General features: G+C 56.5%; 26 protein-coding genes and 1 tRNA gene. 8 read left to right on the top strand and 19 right to left on the bottom strand.

Going from position 1 to position 22,722, the window contains the following annotated elements:
• Positions 1-73: 73 nt before the first annotated feature.
• Both M0D66_RS19055 and M0D66_RS19050 read left to right on the top strand, forming a co-directional pair.
• On the top strand, positions 74-625 hold the full coding sequence (locus M0D66_RS19055; RefSeq protein ID WP_266211142.1) for a hypothetical protein: 552 nt from the start codon (positions 74-76) through the stop codon (positions 623-625).
• Between the two features lie 652 nt (positions 626-1,277).
• Positions 1,278-1,607 (top strand): hypothetical protein, encoded by a 330-nt coding sequence (locus M0D66_RS19050; RefSeq protein ID WP_266211141.1) that lies wholly within the window; start codon positions 1,278-1,280, stop codon positions 1,605-1,607.
• Between the two features lie 57 nt (positions 1,608-1,664).
• On the opposite strand, the gene M0D66_RS19045 is transcribed toward M0D66_RS19050, so the two are convergent.
• Entirely contained in the window at positions 1,665-1,925 is a 261-nt protein-coding gene (locus tag M0D66_RS19045; protein WP_266211140.1) for a hypothetical protein, read from the bottom strand.
• Between the two features lie 68 nt (positions 1,926-1,993).
• Between M0D66_RS19045 and M0D66_RS19040 the strand changes: the two genes are divergently transcribed.
• From M0D66_RS19040 to M0D66_RS19025, 4 genes are all read left to right on the top strand, one after another.
• Positions 1,994-2,584, top strand: coding sequence for a hypothetical protein (locus M0D66_RS19040; protein WP_266211139.1), 591 nt, complete (start codon positions 1,994-1,996; stop codon positions 2,582-2,584).
• Positions 2,585-2,837: 253 nt separating this feature from the next.
• Entirely contained in the window at positions 2,838-3,497 is a 660-nt protein-coding gene (locus tag M0D66_RS19035; RefSeq protein ID WP_266211138.1) for a hypothetical protein, read from the top strand.
• 162 nt (positions 3,498-3,659) lie between these two features.
• Positions 3,660-4,184 (top strand): hypothetical protein, encoded by a 525-nt coding sequence (locus M0D66_RS19030; protein ID WP_266211137.1) that lies wholly within the window; start codon positions 3,660-3,662, stop codon positions 4,182-4,184.
• 46 nt (positions 4,185-4,230) lie between these two features.
• Positions 4,231-4,860: a hypothetical protein gene (locus M0D66_RS19025; protein ID WP_266211136.1), complete on the top strand. Its 630-nt coding sequence runs from the start codon at positions 4,231-4,233 to the stop codon at positions 4,858-4,860.
• A gap of 37 nt (positions 4,861-4,897) precedes the next feature.
• Here M0D66_RS19025 and M0D66_RS19020 read toward each other — a convergent pair whose 3' ends face one another.
• On the bottom strand, positions 4,898-5,341 hold the full coding sequence (locus M0D66_RS19020) for a hypothetical protein (protein ID WP_266211135.1): 444 nt from the start codon (positions 5,339-5,341) through the stop codon (positions 4,898-4,900).
• A 530-nt stretch (positions 5,342-5,871) separates the two neighbouring features.
• On the opposite strand from M0D66_RS19020, the gene M0D66_RS19015 reads away from it, so the two are divergent.
• Entirely contained in the window at positions 5,872-6,408 is a 537-nt protein-coding gene (locus tag M0D66_RS19015) for a hypothetical protein (protein WP_266211134.1), read from the top strand.
• Positions 6,409-6,463: 55 nt separating this feature from the next.
• Here M0D66_RS19015 and M0D66_RS19010 read toward each other — a convergent pair whose 3' ends face one another.
• Complete coding sequence (locus tag M0D66_RS19010) at positions 6,464-6,628, bottom strand: hypothetical protein (RefSeq protein ID WP_266211133.1); 165 nt, start codon at positions 6,626-6,628, stop codon at positions 6,464-6,466.
• Positions 6,629-7,186: 558 nt separating this feature from the next.
• Between M0D66_RS19010 and M0D66_RS19005 the strand changes: the two genes are divergently transcribed.
• Positions 7,187-7,594: a hypothetical protein gene (locus M0D66_RS19005; protein WP_266211132.1), complete on the top strand. Its 408-nt coding sequence runs from the start codon at positions 7,187-7,189 to the stop codon at positions 7,592-7,594.
• Between the two features lie 419 nt (positions 7,595-8,013).
• Here the strand turns inward: M0D66_RS19005 and M0D66_RS19000 are convergent, their stop codons facing one another.
• The 16 genes from M0D66_RS19000 to M0D66_RS18925 form a co-directional block, all read right to left on the bottom strand.
• Positions 8,014-8,847, bottom strand: coding sequence for a hypothetical protein (locus M0D66_RS19000; RefSeq protein ID WP_266211131.1), 834 nt, complete (start codon positions 8,845-8,847; stop codon positions 8,014-8,016).
• A gap of 1,149 nt (positions 8,848-9,996) precedes the next feature.
• Complete coding sequence (locus M0D66_RS18995; protein ID WP_266211130.1) at positions 9,997-10,674, bottom strand: hypothetical protein; 678 nt, start codon at positions 10,672-10,674, stop codon at positions 9,997-9,999.
• A gap of 136 nt (positions 10,675-10,810) precedes the next feature.
• Positions 10,811-11,530 carry a hypothetical protein gene (locus M0D66_RS18990; RefSeq protein WP_266211129.1) on the bottom strand — a complete coding sequence of 240 codons (720 nt, stop codon included), beginning with the start codon at positions 11,528-11,530 and terminating at the stop codon, positions 10,811-10,813.
• A 47-nt stretch (positions 11,531-11,577) separates the two neighbouring features.
• Positions 11,578-11,832 (bottom strand): AlpA family transcriptional regulator, encoded by a 255-nt coding sequence (locus M0D66_RS18985; protein ID WP_266211128.1) that lies wholly within the window; start codon positions 11,830-11,832, stop codon positions 11,578-11,580.
• 291 nt (positions 11,833-12,123) lie between these two features.
• Positions 12,124-12,522: a hypothetical protein gene (locus M0D66_RS18980; protein WP_266211127.1), complete on the bottom strand. Its 399-nt coding sequence runs from the start codon at positions 12,520-12,522 to the stop codon at positions 12,124-12,126.
• The gene (locus tag M0D66_RS18975; RefSeq protein ID WP_266211126.1) at positions 12,515-13,108 is read right to left on the bottom strand and encodes a hypothetical protein; all 594 of its coding nucleotides are present in this window, start codon (positions 13,106-13,108) and stop codon (positions 12,515-12,517) included. Before M0D66_RS18975 ends, M0D66_RS18980 begins: the two co-directional genes overlap by 8 nt.
• A 242-nt stretch (positions 13,109-13,350) precedes the next feature.
• Positions 13,351-14,217 carry a hypothetical protein gene (locus M0D66_RS18970; protein WP_266211125.1) on the bottom strand — a complete coding sequence of 289 codons (867 nt, stop codon included), beginning with the start codon at positions 14,215-14,217 and terminating at the stop codon, positions 13,351-13,353.
• Positions 14,218-14,219: 2 nt separating this feature from the next.
• The gene (locus M0D66_RS18965) at positions 14,220-15,242 is read right to left on the bottom strand and encodes a helix-turn-helix domain-containing protein (protein WP_266211124.1); all 1,023 of its coding nucleotides are present in this window, start codon (positions 15,240-15,242) and stop codon (positions 14,220-14,222) included.
• A 3-nt stretch (positions 15,243-15,245) separates the two neighbouring features.
• Positions 15,246-15,566 (bottom strand): transcriptional coactivator p15/PC4 family protein, encoded by a 321-nt coding sequence (locus tag M0D66_RS18960; RefSeq protein WP_266211123.1) that lies wholly within the window; start codon positions 15,564-15,566, stop codon positions 15,246-15,248.
• Positions 15,567-15,569: 3 nt separating this feature from the next.
• Complete coding sequence (locus M0D66_RS18955; protein ID WP_266211122.1) at positions 15,570-15,827, bottom strand: AlpA family transcriptional regulator; 258 nt, start codon at positions 15,825-15,827, stop codon at positions 15,570-15,572.
• Between the two features lie 848 nt (positions 15,828-16,675).
• Positions 16,676-17,878: an integrase arm-type DNA-binding domain-containing protein gene (locus M0D66_RS18950; protein ID WP_266211121.1), complete on the bottom strand. Its 1,203-nt coding sequence runs from the start codon at positions 17,876-17,878 to the stop codon at positions 16,676-16,678.
• A gap of 173 nt (positions 17,879-18,051) precedes the next feature.
• Positions 18,052-18,126 (bottom strand) — tRNA-Arg (locus tag M0D66_RS18945).
• A 574-nt stretch (positions 18,127-18,700) separates the two neighbouring features.
• Positions 18,701-19,048, bottom strand: coding sequence for a hypothetical protein (locus tag M0D66_RS18940; protein ID WP_266211120.1), 348 nt, complete (start codon positions 19,046-19,048; stop codon positions 18,701-18,703).
• Positions 19,045-19,605: a glycoside hydrolase family 73 protein gene (locus tag M0D66_RS18935; RefSeq protein WP_266211119.1), complete on the bottom strand. Its 561-nt coding sequence runs from the start codon at positions 19,603-19,605 to the stop codon at positions 19,045-19,047. The genes M0D66_RS18940 and M0D66_RS18935 overlap by 4 nt, the downstream gene beginning before the upstream one ends.
• 254 nt (positions 19,606-19,859) lie before the next feature.
• A complete protein-coding gene (locus tag M0D66_RS18930) occupies positions 19,860-20,309 on the bottom strand; it encodes a hypothetical protein (RefSeq protein WP_200654928.1) in 450 nt (149 codons plus the stop codon).
• Between the two features lie 222 nt (positions 20,310-20,531).
• Complete coding sequence (locus tag M0D66_RS18925; protein WP_200654929.1) at positions 20,532-21,572, bottom strand: lipase; 1,041 nt, start codon at positions 21,570-21,572, stop codon at positions 20,532-20,534.
• Between the last annotated feature and the right edge of the window lie 1,150 nt (positions 21,573-22,722).

Here is a 22,722-nt window from a genome sequence, read left to right as displayed (position 1 = left end):
TCTCTGACGTAGACAATTGGCGGGCAAATGGCCTTCGAACTATCGCCAAGCATGACAGAATCGGGGGTAGGAGATGATTAGTTCCATCTATGGATGGTGGGTTGCGCTGTTTGTCGTGCCTCAAGGCGACGTCTTGCAGCATGCCGTAGATACCGCGGGCTATTGGGCTCAGGCCATGGGCACCGTCGCGGCCGTGTTTGCTTCGATTGCGCTATATGGGCTGCAACGTCGCCGGGACGCGAAGCGGCACAGCGCGCGATTGAGCGCTGTTCGCAAAGCGTTAGTTGAGGTCGCAAAAAAGGGCTCGGAACTCGTTCATGAAGTGAAAGACCCAGCAAATGTTTTCCAGTTAGTTGGTTCTTGGCGGCAATACAGGGCCTTTAGATCTCGTCAGTTCATGGAATTTCACGACATCGTTGTGGCTCTTCCGGTCGCCGATATCGCCGAGAGCGGGTTGCTAGACATTGCAATGAAGCTTCGTATCAACCTTCAGGACATGTCCTTCATCATCGGGGAGTCAGACTTCACATTCCAGACAAGCTGGACCAGTAGCTTGCACATGATTACTTATTGCGAAGGCAATTTTCGAGAGATATCGGCTGCGGTTGGCATTAAAAGAAAGTGATGGGATGCTTGGAGGCTTGCGGAGATAAATGACGCGCGGGATGCGGGGGCCTCAAAGATGCTCAGTTTCGTTTGCGAACGTAGTCTGCTTCTCTGTTTGCCAGGTTCCTTCATTTATTCGAGCCCGTGATATGGTGCTTCCATCACCACGAGGAGATCGATCGTGCGAAACGAGATACCCCCGGAGAGCAGGTTGTGGAACATCGCCCAGAGCATGGGCATCTTTCAAAGGGACGCTGTTGCCAGACGTCCGAACCAGGCACCCGGCGAAGCTAAGAATTTTTTCGTCGAAGAGCCTTTTGCACCAGGCGGCCCTAATGTCTCCGTTCGATTCCCGGGAGGCCTCCTCAATCGGGTAACTCGGCTCGATGCGCACGAATTCCAGGCATGCATGCGCAATATTGCGAATACTGTCCTCGCAGCTCGCCCTGCATACGACCAGGCGGTTGCGGACGGCGCAGCGTCGGCACAGCAGGCGTTCATCGTAGCACTAGGTTCTGAGATATTCGACGGGGTCCGAGAACTGCCATAGCCGCGTGCTGCGGTTTGTCGCTGTCGAGTAGCACGCGCGTCACAGGAGCCGGTGAAAAGAATCAAACGCTCTTTCATTGGGTGCCTCTAAAGTTTTGTTCTCGTGCGCCGCCAACGAGACCATGGCAAATAACAACCCACCCAAACTCAAACGCGACGACCCAATGTGGGATGCCGCACTGGCAATCGAGAATTCGGTGCGAGCGATCCGGAAGGCGGGCGGCAAGGAGAACCTCGAGGAATGCACCCTAGGTACGCCAGAACACGAGCAAGTCCTGAACGAGTTCCTCGAAGACGTGCTTGGCGCGATTGGCGGTGAAGAAGCTGAGGCCGGCAACTTCGGTGCCGGCGCGGCTGGCTACCTCCCGCTTCCGCTTGCTGGTTATGGGGCGGCGATGCCATTCGCTTGTGCCATACGCGCTCTGCAACCATCGCACCCTTGGATAAAGTGAACTTCTGATGCTCCGCTATCCCATGCAGTGCAGCGGGGCGCGCTTTCGTGGGGATAGTTAGTTGTATGCACTGGACGGATAGTTCAGTTCGACGCGCTCAGCGATTTCGCGCTCCTGCTCAGCGGTCAGGCCATGAAGCGGCGCGTCTCCGCCGCGCTCGCGCACCCGCACGTTGTCGTGTTGATAGCAGACACGCTGGTGGCTTTCAAACTCAGCCCGCGTCATGCCTTCCGCTTTTGTGCTGTCGCACAGAAGCCGGTCAATGTCGGCAAGCATGCGGTCGGTAGCCCTTGCCCCAATCTGTTCGTCTGTCAGCACCACTCCTGCATCGAGAGTGTTAGTGGGGGCAGCCATGCTAGGATCGCTCGAAAATTATGAGGTGCAACATGCAAAGATGGCTTTGGGGATACGTGGGCGTCGTCTTGTTCGTCGGTGCAATCACCGTTGTGCAAAACGTCTGGTGCCTCAGCAAATCGGACTGGGCTTCGTGGGTGCAGGCCCTTGGATCCATAGCTGCGATTTTGGCGGCCTATTGGCTGGCCAGCCGCCAACAACGTCTGGCTGACCGCGCTGCTGAAAGGGAAAGAAACAGGTCGAGATACAGAGCGGCAAATTACGCAATCGCAATTCTTGAAGAGGCCACACTGGCAATCGGTGACTTTGCGGTTCAGTTGGATTTGCAAAGAAATATAGGTCATCTGAATTTCGAGTTGACTAGGCTTGATAGCAGCCTCGCCGTTCTTATGACAGCCTTGCATCAACCGCTCCCGAGCGAAGTGCTCAACGAAGTGCTTGTCGGCCTCCGAGCGGTCCAAACCCAGTCTCGCGTGGCGCACACAATCGGCAATACCACACGTGCGAATCTTGAAGACCTCACTAAGACACATTCCGAATGGGCAACGAGTGCGCTCGAGCGGGTCAAGGGAAGCCGAGAGAAATGGCGATTTCAACTCAACGAGGCATCGCTCGAGGAATAGGACGCTGCTGTCTACGGCGAGTAGCTAAACATGTTCGAGCCAATCCGTCTTTCTGGGTGGCATCAGAACCAAAACGCCGTTTGGTCATGGAATTCTTTGTAGCGAGTACACCAGCGCTTCCCGGCCATGAAGTTTGCCACATACTTATCAAAATCAACGCCAATGCAGCTTTGCTGCGACCTTGATCGTGCCCAGTTGATGCCCGGTCCACTCGATTTTGCTCTAGCATCGTGCAGATAAACAAGAGGTTACGATGTCCCAAAAATTGTGCAAGGCGATAGTCATCGCCGGGTTGATAGTCATCGCCGCGGGAGGCGGCTATGCAATTGGCGTTCACCCGGCAAGTGCCATGAAGGACTGGGTGGACTACGCGACTGCACTTGGTACTGTAGGGGCTGTGATCGCCGCCGTCGGAATATCGGTGCGTCAGGAATCGCTGCGTCGAGAAAGCGCGCAGATCAAGGCAAATCTCGTTGCCGCCAGCCTGTCCCCGCGCTTGACCCGCTTTGTCGCATGGCTCCGAGAAGGGACTGCGGGGCTCGACTTTTCCTATGGCCCAGACGAAACATATTCGACGTCCGGCGAACTCTTCGCGGTACTCCGGGAATGCGGATCGGTGAAGGTGAGTCTCGATGAACTTTCGTCGCTCGCTCCTCTTCCGAACAGAGCCGCATACCGGCTTGCGCGCGCGATATCGGAGTACGACCTTATGTTCGACGAGATCGCGGTGAGCGTTCGCAGGGGGATTCCCAAACCCGCAGACGTGCCGATGGCCGAAGATGTGGCTCATGAGTGGTCTGGCCGAATCGATGACGTCCTTGCGCTTTTTGAAATTGCAGCCCGAGAGTGTGATGACGCCGCGGCCATACCGGCTGAGTCTCCCTCTGGACAGGAACGGTACGGGGAACCCTAATGAAAAATTAGGAGATTCGATACTGGGCGTCCTGATATGGTGAGCCGCCGCGCGTCCGATGTTGACCATGCTGTCTTTCACAACTCACCCCGCTGCGGCGTCTTGCGACTAGCGACATTGGCCCGTACCATCGCTGCAGAAATCAATATCGGGAGTTCACGCATGGGAAATTCTCTGGTTGCTATTGCGCACTTTTTCGGCGCCACGGCGGTGAGTCCGGATGGATACGCTTACTGGGCGCAAGCGATCGCCACTGTCGCGGCGATTGTGGTCACAATTGGGTTGGCGTTCTTTCAAGGCTGGCTGGTTCTGCGCCGGGAAGCCCAAGACCGTCGAAATGTGAAGGTCGGCCTCGTCAGGCTTGCAGAGCATGCGGCGGACTCCATCGACAAGATATTGGATGGCCCACTTGAGGCGGCAATTCGCGCTCGAAACGACAATGCCGTCCGGGAGATTACGGGCGTTTTCGTCAATTATTTTGATGTACTTCAGAGCGTAAGCTTGGGAGAACTCGCCAAAGCAGATGTCGTTTGGCCCACAGTGAACCTGAGGAAGTGCATACATGACACCGAACACATTCTCAGCAATTGCAACGCCAATTTGGGCTCCATGCCCCCAGAGACGATCCCGCTTTTGAAGGCGGTCAAAACCAAAATACTGGAAATGCGTGCGCTTCTCGCTGTCTGAAAGTGCGTGCGGCGCGTCACGATAATAAATAATTGAGCGAGCCGTCATGCTAGGATTCCTGGAGAATCGGGGACAAAAATTGCGAAGAATGTGGAAGTGGACCGAAATTGCGTTCGGCCTCGTCGCGGCATTGCTTGTCGGTTTCGCTGCATCTGCGCTGGCAAGAGCCGCATGGGGCTGGAACTCTGGAGACGTTGCGTCGTGGGTTCAAGCTATAGGATCTATCGCCGCTATCTTTGGTGCGGCTTGGATTGCTGGCGAACAACATCGCCGTGACGTTTCCCGTCGCAAGGTCGATGAAGAAAAGGCGAACTACCTGCTCGCGGCGGAACTCGCATGGCTTAGTGGCGATATCCTCGGGATTCTGAACATGTTCGTGAATGCAAAGCCTGGGATAGTCGATCTTGTTGCGATTCCCGACGACGAAGTTTCGGATTTGCTTACGCGCCTGACGTGGTGCAGGCAGCGAGTCGTGCACAAAGGGCAATTGGCGATGATTGGTAGTCTCCGTCATTCGCTCGTGGAGACGGTGCGCATTGTTCAAACGAGAGGGCAGCAGCACCCGGCGTCTTTGACGGACGAAGATATCGACATTCTCGACAAACTCAGGGAGGCGGCAAGGGAGGCGTACAACTGCGCGATGGGCGTCAGCCACATGCCACGATATGCGGGCTAGCATGGTGTTCGCTCCGCTCGATCATGGCGTCGAAACGCTATGGCCACACCCATGGCTTGACGTGCCGTCCATAGCCGCGCTTGTCGTTCAGGCTGTCCCACAGACCTAGGTAAGCCTCGCGCGGATCCGCGACCGGCCATCCCTCGTATAGCGCAACGTCAGCGTTGTCACCTTCACCTAACTGCTGCAAGTGAGGTGGACATTGCCATTTCGGCACGCGACTGTTAGCCGCATTCCAGCGAAGGATACCTTCGGCGATCTCGTCTTCAGCGCTGATATCAAGCAGCCGCTCGACGCGCACGCTCACGATTTCCAGCGCGATACGCGACGCCCAACGCGGCATGAATCGCGACGAGCGCCACTTGATCCTCTCAACTGGGTCGTCGTCGTGCATCAAGGTGGCGCCCGGGTAAACGGCGCGATAGAACGCACGGCGCAGCAGGGCGTCGGCGGCGAGGTCGTGCGTCCGGTTGTTGTTCACATAGCACCACGCGTCACGGACCCACAGTCGGCCGCCGGCGCGTCGTATGGACAAACCGCCGTTGGGATACCAGTTGCACTTCCAATAGTTAGGAATGTGTTTTCAGCGGAACTACCGCCTGTAGTCCGCGAGGATTGTGGATTAATGACGCGTTGCGTCTGCGCCTCGGGTTGTCGTCGGCTTGGTCGTTCGGATGGTCGTTGTTTGGGACGGAATCCTGGGTGCTTATGTGAACATGTTCAAGCGAGCATTTTTCCGGTTTGAACATGTACGCACTATGACGCGCTCCTTATTGGGCGTCGCTTTGAGCCAATTTCCGAACGGGCCATGAACATGTTCAGTGCGTGCGGCACTCACTTGCAGATTCAAGTTGGCGCGCGGAATGCCGTTAGACAGATCTGATCTGTGCATCGGGAGGCGTACGCCCGATGAAACGCGATCGACTGGCCCGAGAAAGCTCCCCGTCTGTACGGCATAGGCCGAAACTCAACGGGGGCAGTTAATCTACGCGGTAACAGGAGGCTATGTGCATGGCGGAAGTACAGCAACAAGAAGTATCTGAGAAGAGGGAACCCGAAGCCGCTCGGCTTGAAGTGCTGTTTGGCCGAGCCTCTCTTGGCATTTTCACGTCAGCAGTTCTTGTCATCGTTACGGCCATGACGATTGGTGGACACGACCTCGATCCGGCGCTGAAGTTTTCGGTGGAATGGTATTTCTTCGCTGCGGCCGCCTCTGGTGGCAGCATTTTTTTCGAATCCCTCGTGGACTCGATATTCGTGCCAGACGTGGAGAATTCCGAGCGGATCAAGCTGTATAACAGGGGGGCGTTGACCGCTGCCTTATTATGGGGCTTCGGGGGTGCGGCCTGTTGGTTCTTCGGTGCAGCCGCGCTCGCAGATCACTACAAGATCGAGTGGCAAATACAACTGGGCATGTTCTTGGTCCTCGCTGTTCCAGCCGCCTTGGTACTTCTTGTCGCAGCGGGGGACTCGCTCTACGTTTTGTTTAAGCGTATTTGGAAGAGGGTTATGCGTAGCAGCGCTGATACGACGAAAGTTAGCCAGTGAATTCCGATCGAATACGACGCTAACTTCTTTCCGCTGCGGAGGTGCCTGACGCGCTTCAAGGCGTCCCGCCACGTTGATCGTCGGGAACACGCATACGCGCGATATGAAGCAACGCCTGCGCGATCACGACGTTCGCATCATGTGCCACGTCGACTGCGCTGTTCTTCGGGACCATGAGCGGCATCGAGGCGGCGATTGGCTCCGACGCCTTCAGGAGCATGACGGGGTCTGGATGGGTGCCTCACTCAGTATATTCAATCTTGTGGCGCGAAGCTCGATTAAAAAAGCGCCTTAATGCTGGCTAGTTTTGGCGAACGTTAATAGCCACGCCGTCGAATGCGCATGATTCCCGACATCTGGAATCACGACCGTGGCATTCGTTATACTGCCGTGGTTGCGCGGAGCCATTCTGCCCATGCGTTGCGGCCTTCGTGAAAAAGAAGACTTCAATTCTCTCTACAACGTTCTTCGGGGTAAGACATGCATGTAATGTTGTCTTGGGACATCAACGCAGTCGGCGACAGGTGGAACCAGATAAATGACCAGCTTTTGGCGTGTATCAAGCCGTATTCATGGGTACGACCGATTCATAACACATACATCGTTCAAGTGGCATGGGCAGAGCAGCGCACGACAATCACGAGCGCTTTGACCAACGTCGCGAAAAATTCACGCGAGAACGTCAATTTTTTGATAAGCCCGATCATGACGGGCGGCGGATATGATGGTTGGCTACCTCAGGACACCTGGCAGCTTATAAACCAGAGGACGGCCTGAAATGACCACCGCCAATCCTATGGCAACCGCCGCCGGCCCGACGCACGCCGATGCAACTTCGTCAACCCAACCTCCATCGTCGAATCCGGTCGGCGGCCCTTTTAATATTGTTGTTTCCGTTCCGGCGACCATTGAAATCAAAATGGTCGATGCGAGTGCACTTGCGGAGTATGAGATCTGGTTTTTCATCGCGTCGATACTTGCGAGCGCAGCCATAGGATTTCTCGTTGCCTTCGTGCAGGCCATAGACGGAAAATCTGCTGCTTCGGCGGCAGAGGGGTGGATGGACCTGGTTTTATTCATTTTATTTTTCTTGAGTGTCGTTACCGCTATCTATAAGCGCCGAATCCTGAAGAAGAAGGGGCGCGACATAAAATTAACTACTTCGGGTGCAAGTCTCCAAGGGTGATCACGATCCCCCATTCCATACCGATGGGTACCTCATATTCGCGAGCGGCGTTGCCGGTCCACGGCTTGCAGTACCGGGAGCTCGCCCGTGTATTTTCTCGCCGTTCGCGCGAGTTTGCGCACGTTCAGCATGTGCTCCGGCTCATAAACGTCGTACCGCACACCGACTATGAGCACGCTGTATTCGCACACCAGCCAGCGTAGATCATTCTCGACAGTGCTCTGCCAGCGCGAGGACCACCAAGAGTGTTTCCGCGTGACGCGTAGCAGGCGACGGTGTAGCCAGTCGTGCCGGCGGACTGGATCGGCCTCTGTTATGTGCCGCCTCCGGATATAGCGCTTAAGCAAAGCGGTCGCATAGCGGCGCGAGGATTCCCAGTTCGCTATCCCCGGCAGTGAAGGGTCCGATTGTCAATGCAGCTAACTCCCGGGCGAAAACACTGCTTTGAAGTCGTCACGATCGAGCGCGGTCAGCGAAGCCAGCGCGATCGGGATGATTTTCTCAGTGTGATAGCCGTTGTTGGCGATCGGCGCTGTAATCGGGTCGCCGATTGATTCAATAACGAGCGGGGCGAAGGTGTACGTCTTATACTGGAAGGCAATCATCGTCGGCGCAAACGACGGGAACAGCGCTTTCAGGTAGCCACCCGCTGTGCCGTCCGCGCTTGTGACGCGCTTCACAATCGAGTCAGTGCTCAGTTTTTTCGGCGCGGCCCAGTACGTGAGCTGGTCGACTGGCGCCTCCACCTCGTTATACGGATCAGCAAGCGCGCGGAAGTGAAGATTGAACGTGAACCGGATTGGCGCCATACCGGTGAAAATCTGCGTACTGTTTAACTTCGTAATGCCAGTTCGACCTTTAAGGTCGTTGAGGGTATTCTGCAGCGCACTCGGGCTTTGGCTGTTCTGGGCGCTCGTCGGCTTCTGACCAGCTATGTATGACGTAAAGTCTGAAAGAACTGTCGACAGCGCACCGGATTGCAGCATCGCGGCAAGCGCCGGCGCTTTGGTGTCTGGGCTTGCCGCCTCGAACGGCGACTGCCAGTTCAGCGTCATGTCCCGATGGCCGTCACTGATCGGCGCATGCACCTCCGTCGTCTCGTCGGGCGACCGAATGCCTTTCTCGTCGACAGCATAGAACTTCGCAATGAGGAAGTCGCTGAGACCGCCCCATTGAGAGGTGAGGATTGTGCCGTTGCCTGGATTCATACAGTTTCTCGATCGAAGGGGATCACTAATATTGAAGCCCCACACGGCGCTCGGTTTCGTGGAATTTCGGTTACGGGCGTTTCATATAGACCTGACCTAGGCTGACGATGCTGATCCCGCCGCGGTCTTCACCGCCGCCCTCAGTGTGCATTCGCCCCTTACCCCAACCCCGTTATGTTGCTGAACGCATGAGAAACCGGTCGTTACGGCCATGCTGACGGCCCATAACTTTCGGTCCATTGTTAAGGCATCGGGCGCCCTTTAATCTGCAACAGAGCCAGACGTGCGGATATCCAAGTGCTGATCTGGTGAGCGCGATATCGGAACGAGCGAGTGACGATGACAAGGCTCGAACTTCTGCGCGCGAAGATTGTCGCGGACTAATCGGAGGTTTTATGCGCAGCCTATATGCAGCGGGAACGACTATTAAGAGCTGGGACGGTGTTCAGGTGTGGCAATACGAAAGAGGACAATGGAAAGACATCACCGGGGCTTGGGAGTGGTCTAGCGGGCCGCATTATCACCGTGAGGTTCGGGCCCTGGAGGGCGGGTCATATTGGGTGCCAGTTTCGTCACAGAGGGTTCAGGAGTGGAACGGCTCGACACCGCTTGAAGATACAAACGGACACGACTTGGGCGGATACCGCCCGAGCAGAACGTATATCTGGATTCCGGAGGCCAGTTTGCAGAGCGTACCCTCCAACGCTACGGAAAATGTGCAGTGCCACTCCCCACGCGAATTTCCGCCCGGCTGAGTTGCGAGGCCGGAGGTGTCGACTGATTCGACACCTTCGCCAGCGAAGTCGTTAGAGCCACTCGTTGGTCCGTGCGTGAACCCGGACCATTTCCCATAACTGGGGGAGCTGCGACCTTTGCCACGTTTTCGTAGGAAAGGTTGCACCTAAGAATTCCCAGGGTGTCGACGCCTCAAAATGCTCGCCGGCGCTGAACATGTTCGATTGCTCACGGCCATTAGTTTGTTTGCTCGGTTGAAATTTTCCGTGTGCGCGAGGTGATACCGACAACCAAGTTGAAGTTGACCCCGGCGGCAGGACGGCATTGCACGGCTTAGCCCGTCAGAGTGGCCGCAGGCGTTGCCGGCAGTCCTTGAGGAATTGATTCATTTGCCGCTCCAGGGCAATAGCTTCGGCAGAGCGCGTACCGTGCTTCCGTGCGTTCTGTGAGGTCGCCGCTTTACCTGCGCTCGTTGTCGGCCCAGTGGACTGCTCCCACGGTTTCCATTTCCTGATTGCCTCTGCCTGCCTTTGCCGCCGCTCCAAACTCCAGCCGTTCGCCATTGTTGTGCTCCAGTTGCTGAGAGGATTGAGTACCCGGTTCGCCGGGTGCGTGAACTGGCTCCGCCTGCGCGCTGCCATTGTTGATTTGTTGCGGGCCGTTCGCTACATTGGTCTGCTTCACGAAAGCGATTTGCCTTGGATTCTTCAATTCACCGATGGCGCGTGCGGTCGAGACGCACTGACTTTGGGCCTTTAAGGCATGCCGAAAATAGAAGTCCATCAGTTCCTTGCTGTCGCACTTCGATGCCCTGATTGCCAGGTTGCTGAATACAAGATCCAGCGTGGTCATCTGCGAGGTGAGCGTTTCCTCGAGACTCGTGAGATCGCCGTCTCTTACGTCGTCGCACCGATTCTGTAGCTCATCCATGTTCTTGAACAGATCGACGTTCCCAGCACCAAACAACTCCTCGGCATACTTTTGTCCCGCCATTGCATTGCGTAACGTGCTAGACGTTTGCACCGTCGCTCGCACCTTCTTTGGGTCGATCTCAGGCGGTTCAGCGGGCGCCGGCTTATCCGCTGACTGTGATGCGACCGGTTGCTGCTTAGTCGGCTCGGGCTTGCTCTTGACCATGTTGGCTGTCCTTTCGTCGGTTACTGACGTTTGCTTTCGATTGGACATGTTCAAACGTGCTACTGAACATGTCCATTGCGCATTGGACATGTTCAACAGGCCACTGAACATGTCCCTCCGGGGCCGGGCCGCAGCGTCAGCTAGCGCGGTACCCAAGCTGATTTGTCTTGGGGAGGCGCTCCTGCCACATGCTAAGCGTCGTGAGGTCGTCTTCCTGCAGGATTGACACGTCATAGAACGGCCGATTGCTGAAGAACCGCCCGATGCGCTCGATCTGTGCCTTCAGGACCTCCGTCTCTGCAGTCCACGATTTGACCTCTTCCTGAGTGGGCTTGACGCCGATTCGGCCGATGTCAGCTTCCGAAAATCCGGCATCCCGCAGTTTCTTTTGTGATGCGGCTTGCTCTTCCGGTGCAGCTTTCAAGCGGCCGCGCACCGATAAAAGTTGGGCCTCTGCGCGACGCAGCGAGTCATCCGCGGCCAGTTCGTGGGCTCGAGTCTTCTGGCGTTCGGCGGCATGGTTTGCATTCCACGCAGCGAACTCGGACCGCACAACGACGAGTTCAGACGCAAGGCTTTGCTGAATGTCATTCAACGACGTTACGACAGCGGCAGGAGACGAGTCCGTGGCTTGTTCCTGTGCGATCTGGAGGAAGTGCATCGGTGCAGCCGCAGAGCACAACCTCAAAAATTCCGCCATCACACCTGACACGGCTACTTGGACATCAGGGTTCAGCCAGCAAATCTCAGTCATTCGTGTGCAGTCAGGATCGGCGTCTGACCGGGCCGCCTCGACCGGCCGAAACGTTCGCTCGAAGGCGGTCAGTGTCGCGGGTGACGCATTGTTTTTGTTCAACACATTTCCTCTCTTGCCCCATCGGGCTGCGGTTACGGCATTGAAATTCATTCGTAGGTTTCGACGGCTAGTAATCCGCACTCTTTAGTCATCGAGGCAACGCCGCGTGCGCGCTTTGCGCGGCTCGCAAGCCATGTGGCGAGCTCATTCTCAAAAAAAATCGTTGCGCGAGGGCTGAGCTTCAGTGGTTTCGGGAAATCGCTCTGCGTTCTGGTATATCGCCAAAGCGTTCTAATACTGATCCCGATAAACTCGGCGGCCTGTTTTGGGCGTAGTCCACGGCCGGGCAAATTTTCTGACATGATCACTCCTGGTGCTTCGTGTTAGAGAGCGTCACTGCGTGACACGTCATGCCATCAGTTTGCGCAACATGAACCGCCCGACGATTTGGAATTTTCCGTTTGACCACGCGGCACCCGAGTTTCCGTTACGAGAGGGTGGGGCAGGGCGTCCAATAGAACGCCTTGTCGCCACGGGTCGCTTGATCTAGGTACCGCACGCAGTGATCACAGAATGCTTAACGAGTGGGTGTCACGTCTCGTTACCCCTTTGCGGCACGCAATAGTTAGTCAACGTGCTACATATTAGGATTCCTAATCGATATGACCGCGCAAAGATTTGCGAGTGGAGCGAGAAGCAGGGCGCACCTGCTCCCGAAGCAGAGCTTGCGCGTCAGAAATGGCAGATTCGGCGCGTTCAATCGAAGGATCTGCGATTCCGATTAATCGGTCGAATTCAGGCGTCGGCATCGTTGGGTCGATCTCCCTCTCGATGTAGGAGATGGCGTTCAGTGCGTTGTTCAAATGAATGCTGACAGGCGATGGTTTTACGGCTGCCAGTGCACTGCGCGCCGCTGGCGCCAGCGCTCGAGCGATCGCGACAAATCCGGGAAGGTCGTCGTCGACGAGAGTGCGATCAATGGCCCAACGAAGCGCCATCAGCGCCTCGACAGCGGTTTCGAGTTGGTTCAACGAGAACTTTGACTTACGCATGACGGCGCTCCTTACGTGATTGATTGGCGATCGACAAAGCAATCTGACGAGCGAAACTTTCGTTGAACGTTTTGCGGCGCTCGGCGTCGCCGACGAACGAATTGTTGCCGAGGGTGAGCTGATAAAAGCGCAGGTCGCGCCAGTCCGCCATGCTGAGATCCGGCGAGTCGAGTAACCACAGTTCCGCGGCGTTGCGGCCAGCAAGTCCGAAAAGCGGATAGCGTTGGGTGAGGATATTCGGGAGAAGTGCTTGCTCAGGGCGAGCGACGATACGGCGCATGATGCGACCTCCATGGACGGTTTCAAAACCCGCCATCCATCGGCCAAGAGGGAGGTGGCGGGCGCAAGGCTTTGGGGTTGGCCGACCGGCGTCCATGGGAACCGGCACACCCGAAGGTGTCCCCTCAGCCAAGGCCCGCCATTGGAAAGGGCGCGCGAAGGCGTACGGACGAAAAAATACCGCCGGTTGGCGGTCATCCGCCATGGAGCTGTCGAGCGGCCAAGCCCGAATCGCTGTTGTTTGAGCGATGTGAAAAGTATAGGCGCCGGGGTTTACGGCTTGCAAGGCCTTTTTCAGGGGCGCCATCAAAAGTCTCCCTGCGGGACTTCGCGGCTGGCGAGAGTGAGCGCGCGCAAACCCCACATTCCGCAAGCGTCCCTCATCGTCGAAATGCGTGCCGTTCGACGGACGCCGCCCCGTCGCGCGCGATATTGCCTCCAGCGCGAAATCGATTTGGTGCTGCGAAACGCGACGCCCGGCGCGGTGGTCGTCGATCAGGCACCACGCCCATTGCAGTGACGGGCCTCGCCCTAGGTTCGACATCGTGCTCACGCCGCACCTTCGAGCGCGACGTCGGGGTGCGCCGCTTGCCATGCCACGATAGCTGCCTCACGCTTGGCGACAGCACGTTCGCGTGCGTCGATCGCAGCCTCACGTTCATCCTGCGCGTGCTTCTTCGCCTCGAGCATGAGGCGATCGTCCACCTTGCGCTGTTGCTCGGCCTTCCGTTGCTCGGCCTCGGTGATTTCCGGCGCCTTGTCACGGATCGGCGCGGGCTCCTGCTTTTTCCGAAGGACCGCGAGCACCCCAGCTATCTGCGAGTGATTCCTCGCGGCTGTTTCCTCATCGAATGCGTCAGAGTCGTCGGGGCCGACGAGTGCCGGGTAGATCACGCGGCCGTCGTCAAGCGCGATGCGCCCTTCGTCAACGGCCCGTTGAACAACCTGCTCGCGCTGCACGGCATCGAAGCCAACGGATATGGTCCAGTGAGGGACAGCCAGACTCAGGCGCGCGACGTTGCTAATGCGCAGATACGTCTCTTTGAATGCACCCGCGGCGCTGTAGTCGCCATCGTCTAGCAGGTGACGAACATGGTCTAGCGCCTGCTGAATCTCTGCGCACGTCACCACCGTGTTTTGTTCGTCGTATGCCAGCTTCGCGACGGCCCATGCCTCGCTTGCTCCAAGCCAGCAGTCGATACGCGTGTTTAGGCGACCAATCACGTCGGCCGGTACAGGCGCGTATTTGCTCTCCGCCATGTGTCGAATGAGTGCGCCCTTCACGTCCGCCAGCGAGTACGGCTCGAGCAACCGGAACCAGAGTTTGAGCGCATCCGATTCCGGCAATGGCTTCTGCAAGGTCGAGTAACACAGGTTCAGCGCCTTGGCGAACTCGGCTTTGTCTTGTATCTGCATGCTCAATGTCCCATTTCGATCGTGAACGGGTCGCTAGCCCCAAGCAGCGGATCATCGTTGATGAATTCGCGCATGTTGGCATCGCTAATGGCGCGGTTACGCTCCTGCGACGTCATGAAGGTGACGCGCTGCGGAGCCGTCGACGAGACTTGCTTGTCCCTGAGGTAGGAGTCGGAGTAGAAACCGACCCAACTCTTTCCCGCGCAGTATTCGACCGCCTCGGCGAACGTAATGCCGGCCTTTGCACCGTCACGTGCCACCGCCCTGAAAGCAGTCTCGGTGGGAGGGGAGCGCTTCAACTTACGCACAGCCAACCAGTCCGCGGCGACTTGCGGATCAACGCCGTGAGCGAGCAGATACGCGAGTCCGTCGAACGCTTGCACTTTTGCCTTTTGGGGCTTCGAAGCAGTGCGCGCGTCCGCCGCCTTGGAATCGTCCTTTTGCTGTGTGTCTATAGCTGACGATTCAATGGTGGTTAACTGATGGTTCATGGTGGTTAGGGTGTCATCCATGCAACCCGTCTCGCGCATCGGTGCTAGCCCTCCCGCGCATCCATGCGACCCGTCTTGCGCATCCATGCTAGGGGTAGCATCTGCGCTAGGGGTAGCATCAGCGCAACCCCTGGCATGGATGCCAGCCGTCTCGTCATCAGATTGGCGTGATTCGGAGTCAACGTGCGGGCGTTTGCGGTGACGTAACTCGGTGCGCGCTAAATGCTCAGCGATTTTGGGGGCAATCGGCAGGTCTAGAAGCCTTGCGACGTTCATGTGATAGTCGCGCGTCGCACCCGGTGCACCGCCAAAGGCGTTTCCGACGACGGCGATGTAGCCTTCGGCGATCAGCCTGTGAAGAACGCGGCGTGCTTGGCTCTCGCTGACTCGCATCTTGGCAGCCAGGAACGATATCGACGGATACAGGCTGTCTCCTTCATCACTGCACCAATCGGAAAGCATGAGCATACAAATGAGATCGCTGCCGCCACGGGGGAAGCGTTCTGAAACCAAGGTCATTACGCGGATGCTCACGCCTCATGCCCCTTTCGGCACTTCGCGGCCTGCGAGAGTCAGCGCGCGCACGATCTCTGGGATGTGACTAGGGCGGATGCTCACGCCGCTGCGCGACGGCTGGTAGTCGCCCGCTTCGTCGACAAACCAGATCCGGAGATCGATATATGGCTTGCCTCGATAGTTAGTGTGCGAGATGCGCAGACGCTCGCGTGCGCTCTTCTGCAGGTCGAGTATGAGAGGACCAGCTCTGGTCAACGCCTTGGCGCTACTATCATCGCGGGTCGTCGTCGGAGTTGCGCTTTCGCTGGGGTCTCGGCCTTTTCCAAGTTGGGTCGTCAACATCGTTTAGTTCTCCACGCGGTAGCCGACCGGGTCAGAAAAATAGCGATGAAGCTCGCGGTTTGACCAAACAGCACATCGTTGCGAAAGATGCTGCCGGCGCGGGAAGCGTCCTTCTAGTTCGCGAGTGCGTAGTGTCTCCCGGGAGAACGGCACAAAGTCTTGCAGATCACTCCAGCGCGAATAGCCATCGAGCGGCAAGGATTTAGGAGGGGAGAGATGGATGCTGTTGTGCGTCTTCTCGGTTGATGCTTTGGGAGACATTGCCAGTCCTTTGCCGCAATTGAGCGGCACCTGTTAACGTTGGGCAATGTTGCCATAAATCGGCGTACATCGATTTACGTGATTTTTATAACGCATTGATAATAAAGGAAAAAATAGCCATACTTGGCTATTTTTCTCTAATAAACCGATCGGGCTTAAGGAGCGGTTCTTTTAATAAACAAATACTTGCGACTACTAATAGCCATGCACGCATAGATTAAAAATGCGTTGTAAGCGTGCCACATTGACCGACCTGACGTTGTCGGTCTGGCAAGAATATTTCGTCGTGATGTGCCGATGAACTTCATGGTTTGTCAAGGCAGATCGAAGTACACAATCGCAAACACGTAAGGGCTGCGATGGAAGGAATCAAAGGTCGCCAATTTTCGGTCGCTGAACTCGGCATTTCGGGCGCCAGTCTGTCGACCACGAAGACCCCACGACGCGTGAGGAGCTCCAGCCTTAACTGGGCCGGGAGTGCGCTGCCAACTCTGTGCGCAGACCGATCGATCAGGCAAATCAATGCGGCGACAAGCTAGCGCGCAAATCTCATCTCTAAGCTAGGACCCGCTATCACCACTTGGTGGCAAGGTCGCCATGACCCGCGAGCTCGCGCCACACAGGCTGCAATATGCATACGCGCCGAATACCTCGAGCGCATCAAGAGGGCTGGAGGGTCGCGGCGTGAGGCAACCGCAGGCGTATCGACATGGCTCGGGCATGGTGACGGACGCGGCACATGCGTCAACGAAGGGTAGCGCGAGCAGAAGCGTGGTCACGCCTGCAAAGAAAAAGGTCTAATCCACTGCTTTGCTGACTTTGTATTCATGTTGACCCAAAAATCTAGATCACTGACTGGCGTTTCCGAGATAATTGGCCCAACGCTGCATCATTTCACGCCGCTCCGGTAGGTATTCGGCGTGCACATAAGCGGCCGTCACTTGGTTGCGCTCAGCGTGCGCGAGCTGCCGATCGACAACGTCACGGCGATAGCCGAGTTCGCGCAATACGGTGGCGGCAAGTCCACGGAAGCCGTGGCCTGTCATCCGGGACTTGTAGCCCATGCGATAGAGCGCGAACAGCATCGTGTTGTTCGAAATCGGCCCGCGGCTGCGTCCCTGCACGCTGTAAAACACGAATCGTTCGGCGCCATTCAGATCGCGCAGTTCTTTCAGCACTTCGAGCGCCTGCCGTGAGAGCGGTACAATGTGCGGGTCGCGCATTTTCATCCGCTCGGCCGGGATTCGCCACTCAGCTGCTTTCTCGTCGAATTCTTTCCACTCCGCTTTAATCATCTCGGTTGTTCGAGCAAATGTCAGCGCCATGAAGTGCAGCGCGAGGCGTGTCACCACGTCGCCTTGGTAGTTGGCGATGTCGAGCATCAACTGCGGAATTTCCATCGGCTTGACGCGCGCCATGTGCTGAACACCGGGCCCTTTCTTGAGCACGGTCTTGACGTCAATTTCGGCGGCGGGGTTGCGGGAACAGCGGCCGGTCATAATGCCGTACTGGAAAACGGCGCGGGAGCGTTGCATCACGCGCTTGGCGGTTTCTCGCACGCCCCGCGCCTCGATCGCGCGCAAAATTTCAAGCATGTGCGGCGCCTCGATGTCACTGATCGGCTTGACACCGATCTTAGGGAACGCGTCGACTTCCAGCGAACTGATCACCTTGTCGGCGTAGACCTCGGTCCACCCACCTTTCTGCGATTCGAACCACTCTCGGGCAACGATCTCGAATGTTGACGCAGCCTCAAGCAGACGTACACGCTTGAGTTCGTGTTTATACGCGGACGGATCGACGCCAGCGGTCAATTGCTTCCGCGCGGCCAGACAGGCACTGCGCGCATCAGCAAGCGAGACTTCGGGGTAGACCCCGAATGACGCGACCTTTTCCTTGCCTTCGAACCGATATTTCATGCGCCAGTAGCGCGCACCGTTCGGCATGACCTGAATGTAAAGCCCCTTGCCGTCAGCCAGCTTGTAGGGGCGGTCAGAAGCCTTGGCGCGCCTGACTTGCAACTCGGTCAACGGTACGATTTGTTTGGGCATAATTGAAGTGGGGGTATTGAAAATCGAGGTAGGGCGAATGTACCCCCCCTCGATACCCCCATAAGATCTGGTTTGTATTGGGCAACCTTGGGCAATGATGGCAGCAAAAAGCCCCGCAGCGCAAGGCAGTACGGGGCTTTTTGGTAAAACTTGGGAGAAGCTGGGAAGTTAGTTGGTCCCCCCGACAGGAATCGAACCTGTATCTAGCGCTTAGGAGGCACTTGTTCTATCCATTGAACTACGGGGAGATGGATATCTGCAATGGGATAGCCGGAGCCTTGTTGTTACCGGCTTCTGTCTTATCCCATGGGCGTTTTCGGCTTTCTGCTTCTTCCTAACTGAAGCGCCGTGACAGCCTGTGAATCCCAGTTTATAGCAGCGTCTGCTACAAGTTGACCCTGTAGCGCCGAAAGCGATCTGACACTGCTACAGTTTCCGACGGGGATAAAACGTGGCTTCAATCCTGCCAGCAGGCAGTCGCTCGCGTGCCCAGCTACGCAAGCGAGGGCAGAGTATAGCAAAAACGTTCAAAACGAAAGGTGCTGACGAGGCCTTGGCGCGGGAGAAAGAAGTCGAGATCGACAAGGGGCAGAGCGCTGCCGACGCGGTCAGTTCATCTTGGGCGACGTCGGCAAAAGTATCGCGAGGCACGTGCCGAATTTGGCCGCGCCATGAAGCCGAAATCGAGCGAGTACTACATCCCGCAGCGCTTGGAAGGTGCGTTCGAAAGTCACTTTGCCACACGGCTCACGACGATGAAACGCACCATACGCACGGTGCCGTTACCAGGTTACGTTGACTGTGCTTCGGCGGCCTTGAGACTCAGTCCTTGGCGGGCGTTTTGAGCGGCAAATAGCGCTCGCCGTCGTAAGCGGTAGTGACCGTGTAGCCGTCGCGTTTGCGAATCTTCAGGAAGAACAGTGTAGGCGAGACGCCAGCGACACCGCCGCACGCTTCCGTGTGGTTTTCGCGTACCCGAACAAGAAAGTATTCGCCCTTGTCTGCGGTATCGAAGAGCAGGCACTCCGTCTTGTCTTTCGAGAGACCGTAGGTACGCGTGATGTCGGCCGCATGGGTGGCCGCGTTGTCGTCATTCGTCACCGGCTGCTGGGCGGCGCACGCCTGCGTGCTGACGATCAGCGCCGCAATGATGATTGCGCGGCGCATCATGGCTCGGTCCTGGGCGCGTCATATTGATCGAGCTTGTGCGCACGGATGATTGCGTTGAGTTTGACTGCGTAAGACGGATCCGTCGCATAGCCATTGCTGGCGAGCGCGTTGGCGAACTGTGAACTGCGGGTGTAGAGAAACGACGACCGGAAGCGCGGGTTGTTTCGGAGCATCTGCGCATGGTCGTCGGCGGCATCTTCATAGCTGCCGTAGGCACGGAAGGCGTCATCGATCTTGATGGCTTTGCCGTTGATCACTTCGTGCGTCGTGAATGTCGTGCTGTCGCCGCTCGGAGCGCGGCCCTTGACGCCGAAATAGGCGTTGCCGACGACGGACCTTCCCCAGTTGTTTTCAAGTGCAGATTGGGCAATGACGACGCCTGCCGGCACCTGGTACTTGCGCTGGATCTCCTGCGCAGCGGCCAGATGTGTATCTATGAATTGCTGCACGTACGCCGGCGCCACATGTGGCTTCGGCTTGTGCCGCGTCGCGGGGTGATGGTGCGTAGATGGCTGTGCCATGGTCAGCCTTTCCTCGTACAAAACGGCGTCCAGCATGCCACACGGGTGTGTCGCGGGCAATCAGCCGTCTGACGCGTGCGGCATAAAGTTGCTTTGACTGTGCTTCGTGGTGCGGGAAAAGACAGGGCGACCGGAATGATGTTCGCGCATTTCCGCCGGCCACCTTTCCACTGAATCCGCCAGTGAATTAGCCAAGGCCCTGACACCGACCGGTAGGCGGGGTGCATTCTAATAAATTCCCAACAAGGCAATCCGCTGGTGTCAGGCTCGCATCATTACATTCCTGCTAATCAACTTGAATAATTGAAGTTAAAGTCAATTGTATCGCCAGCGTTATGCACGCCCGTGATAGTGACAAAATCGGTCCAGGCCGCCGCAGCGCGTTGTCGAACTGGTCCTGGTGTAATCGATAATGTATTGTCATCTAGCAGCATGAAGTATGCTCTCTCTGCAAAACTAACGCCGCAAGCGATTAATATCCCGCCCATATTCTTTCCGTTAATAGGCCAAAGATCGCCCACGATTCCGAGGTATTCGTTGCCATGGGATAAAATATTATAAATCGCACCGTTTTCTGAATCATGAACTACATGGAATAATTCAGCAGGATTTCCGTTGCTCGTGGGATACGATATTAGCGGCGATGTTTTAGTTTGCTGGCCTACTATCTGGCGATCTATTGCGAATTGCAGCGTATTGTCGTGACTAAGTATAGTCGCGTAGCCTTCTTTCAAAATCATTTCATTTCTCGCTTGGCTAGTGTATTGATCGAAACGGAAGAGTCTCCGATTCAACGATACGGCTCTGGTTTAAGCTCAAAGTGCACGCTTCGGAATTGTTGCAAAGGTACCAAGGCCATTGCGGCCGTTCGCTGATCGGCGATAGTCTGTGCGCGCCAACGGCCACAGGCACCGTGCCTCATTGACCAACGCGTGCGCGGCCGTCACCGATTCATTGGAGACTCATTTCGCGTCCCCGGCGCCCGGCCCGGGGATGTCTATGTCAGTAAGAGCCATATCCAAGCAGGTAATGTATTCGAAGATATGCTGATAGCCAACCTGCGCCTGGAATTTCGAATCATCTGTACCAGTCTTTCCGATATCTTTATTCACCTTCCCGTCAAGCTTGTACTGCATCACAGGCGTCACGGGTCCTGAAGGATCGGACGTTCCCCATTGGGTGTATTTCAGAGGACTTGTAGCAAAGCTGACCGCATCGACCTTAAGCTTCATATCCAACGGGGTCGGAATGTTGGCGTCACTGTATACGGTTTTCACATTCAGAATGCTGTCTGCATTCCATGCCATCGGCACGATATCTCGCGAATTGAATATGCGTACCGCATTGGCTCGCATTTGCTCGTTGAAATAGTCGGCGAACACATCGTTGCCTGCTGTCGGGCCGGCGAACGTCTGGCAGTGGTACGTGTGAGTCTGCAAGCCGCTCTGATTCTTCAGGTACAACACAATCGCGGATGCTAGCGCTCCTCCGAGGCTGTGCCCGATAACGTTGATTACCGATGACGGTTGCACAGTCCTCAGGAAGTCGGCGAGCTTTTTCTCGCTTGAATCCGCCTTCCCCAATACGTTGAACAGCGCTCCGTTTGTACCCGCCGATATGCGTGCGTCCGACGGGCAGTTCGGCACATACGCGCTGAACGGCTCAAGGGAGCTATACGAAAAATCGCCTAGAAGATCAAGCGTGGATTGGAAATCGGTGCCGCTTGTCACCACTGAATACTCGTTGGTACCTGCCAATTGCAAGACCGCGGTGACATTGGCAGCAAAGCCATTGGGGTCCGATACGATAGCAGGCCCCCAAACAATTTCGAACCGATTGTTCTGGGTCTTTTTTGATCCGTTCAGGCGATCCACGATGATCTCTTTGACCTGCCTGACAGTTGGATGCGGGATTTGGTGCCCGAATCGGTTGGTTGCTGCGTTGTTGATGATATAGGCCAACGTGAGATTGACCTGCATTTGCTCGAGTCTGCTGGATGTCATGGTTCGTCGCCTCGCTGTCGCCCTTCGGAAGGTAGTCATTGCGAAGAAGCCGATTCTTGGCCTTTTACGCCGCTGCGGGTTGGAATTGGATGCGCAGCGGTGATGCCTTGATTGCACGGAACGCAAGAGGTGTTCTACGGTACGCTCGCAATGATCATATGAATGATGGCGCAGGCAGTGCATCGGAACTACCTGTCGATGTTGGCAGGTATGAGCACCGGGCTGCACTATACGACCTTGCGAGCAGCGTCAGCATCGGCGATTAATGCTCTATGAGGGGAAGTTTCGTGTGCTACAGATCTGCTACCGCAAAGGGCGGAATCCATATCTGACGGGCCTTGCGCCTGCCATTCCACCCCTTGGCTATCGCCGTTAGGGAAGACCCAGCAAAGTGACTTTGAGCGGCGCGGTTCGACCCGTACCGGTCTCTCGACATACCCAAAAGCGGCCATTGGTCCGTACATCACCAATTACTCGCCCTATGCATTCGACCGTTTCGTTTGGATCCGCGATTGTGGCCTCGCAGTCGCGTGCATCGCATCCTCACGCGCGTTGTGGGCCTTGGCAATCCACCGTCCGCGCTGCTTTAGATGGAATTGGCGGCTAGCAAGCACGTCGATTGCAGCCACTCATGCAGGAATCCGAAGATCCCAAGAAAGGGCGACACGCTCGGCAACGCGTCTGTGGACACCCGCTCAGAGCGGATCATCTCTTCCGCTGCGGGCCGTTCGAAACACGTCTGCGCTTGCGTGCGCAGCGGCCCCGAATCATCTTCGACGGCGTCAATCAATCCGTGAGGGCGAGTAGCAGCTTGAACCACAGGATCATATTCCAAGCCCAAAAAAGCAGCGACTGACGGGTTTGCTATTGCTCCCGAAGTGGTTACCGCCAAAGCAATAAGTACGCATACTTTCCGCATTGGAGCCTTATGGTTGCCGTATGGCTAGATCCTTCAAACTTCCCCGTCGTCGTCGACGTATCGCCGTAGATTGCTGACGATTTAGCTATGCGCGCCGACGGTCCCTTCATGGCCGAGGGTGTGTCAAAACTCAGGATCACGCCTCTCGTTCAAAAAGTCGGCTTTCGAGAAGGGCCTACAACGGCTTGATGGCGTGTCGGGAAGGGTAAAGTGACCCCTCAAAACCTTCAA

The organism is Paraburkholderia sp. SECH2 (assembly GCF_030464795.1).
GTDB classification, from domain to species: domain Bacteria; phylum Pseudomonadota; class Gammaproteobacteria; order Burkholderiales; family Burkholderiaceae; genus Paraburkholderia; species Paraburkholderia aspalathi.
The sequence above is the reverse complement of the archived record's forward strand: the minus strand, read 5'-3'. Positions and strand labels throughout refer to the sequence as shown.

Bases quoted from the DNA above. Each gene is read 5' to 3' on its own strand.
- M0D66_RS18955 (WP_266211122.1), bottom strand. From the start codon at position 15,827: ATGTCTCCCAAAGCATCAACCGAGAAGACGCACAACAGCATCCATCTC.
- M0D66_RS18925 (WP_200654929.1), bottom strand. From the start codon at position 21,572: ATGACATCCAGCAGACTCGAGCAAATGCAGGTCAATCTCACGTTGGCC.
- M0D66_RS18995 (WP_266211130.1), bottom strand. From the start codon at position 10,674: ATGGTCAAGAGCAAGCCCGAGCCGACTAAGCAGCAACCGGTCGCATCA.
- M0D66_RS19025 (WP_266211136.1), top strand. From the start codon at position 4,231: ATGCTAGGATTCCTGGAGAATCGGGGACAAAAATTGCGAAGAATGTGG.
- M0D66_RS18950 (WP_266211121.1), bottom strand. From the start codon at position 17,878: ATGCCCAAACAAATCGTACCGTTGACCGAGTTGCAAGTCAGGCGCGCC.
- M0D66_RS18940 (WP_266211120.1), bottom strand. From the start codon at position 19,048: ATGATGCGCCGCGCAATCATCATTGCGGCGCTGATCGTCAGCACGCAG.
- M0D66_RS18935 (WP_266211119.1), bottom strand. From the start codon at position 19,605: ATGCTGGACGCCGTTTTGTACGAGGAAAGGCTGACCATGGCACAGCCA.
- M0D66_RS18970 (WP_266211125.1), bottom strand. From the start codon at position 14,217: ATGCAGATACAAGACAAAGCCGAGTTCGCCAAGGCGCTGAACCTGTGT.
- M0D66_RS18980 (WP_266211127.1), bottom strand. From the start codon at position 12,522: ATGCGTAAGTCAAAGTTCTCGTTGAACCAACTCGAAACCGCTGTCGAG.
- M0D66_RS19015 (WP_266211134.1), top strand. From the start codon at position 5,872: ATGGCGGAAGTACAGCAACAAGAAGTATCTGAGAAGAGGGAACCCGAA.
- M0D66_RS18975 (WP_266211126.1), bottom strand. From the start codon at position 13,108: ATGGCGCCCCTGAAAAAGGCCTTGCAAGCCGTAAACCCCGGCGCCTAT.
- M0D66_RS19050 (WP_266211141.1), top strand. From the start codon at position 1,278: ATGGCAAATAACAACCCACCCAAACTCAAACGCGACGACCCAATGTGG.
- M0D66_RS18985 (WP_266211128.1), bottom strand. From the start codon at position 11,832: ATGTCAGAAAATTTGCCCGGCCGTGGACTACGCCCAAAACAGGCCGCC.
- M0D66_RS19035 (WP_266211138.1), top strand. From the start codon at position 2,838: ATGTCCCAAAAATTGTGCAAGGCGATAGTCATCGCCGGGTTGATAGTC.
- M0D66_RS19055 (WP_266211142.1), top strand. From the start codon at position 74: ATGATTAGTTCCATCTATGGATGGTGGGTTGCGCTGTTTGTCGTGCCT.
- M0D66_RS19040 (WP_266211139.1), top strand. From the start codon at position 1,994: ATGCAAAGATGGCTTTGGGGATACGTGGGCGTCGTCTTGTTCGTCGGT.
- M0D66_RS19010 (WP_266211133.1), bottom strand. From the start codon at position 6,628: ATGCTCCTGAAGGCGTCGGAGCCAATCGCCGCCTCGATGCCGCTCATG.
- M0D66_RS18960 (WP_266211123.1), bottom strand. From the start codon at position 15,566: ATGTTGACGACCCAACTTGGAAAAGGCCGAGACCCCAGCGAAAGCGCA.
- M0D66_RS19005 (WP_266211132.1), top strand. From the start codon at position 7,187: ATGACCACCGCCAATCCTATGGCAACCGCCGCCGGCCCGACGCACGCC.
- M0D66_RS18930 (WP_200654928.1), bottom strand. From the start codon at position 20,309: ATGATTTTGAAAGAAGGCTACGCGACTATACTTAGTCACGACAATACG.
- M0D66_RS19030 (WP_266211137.1), top strand. From the start codon at position 3,660: ATGGGAAATTCTCTGGTTGCTATTGCGCACTTTTTCGGCGCCACGGCG.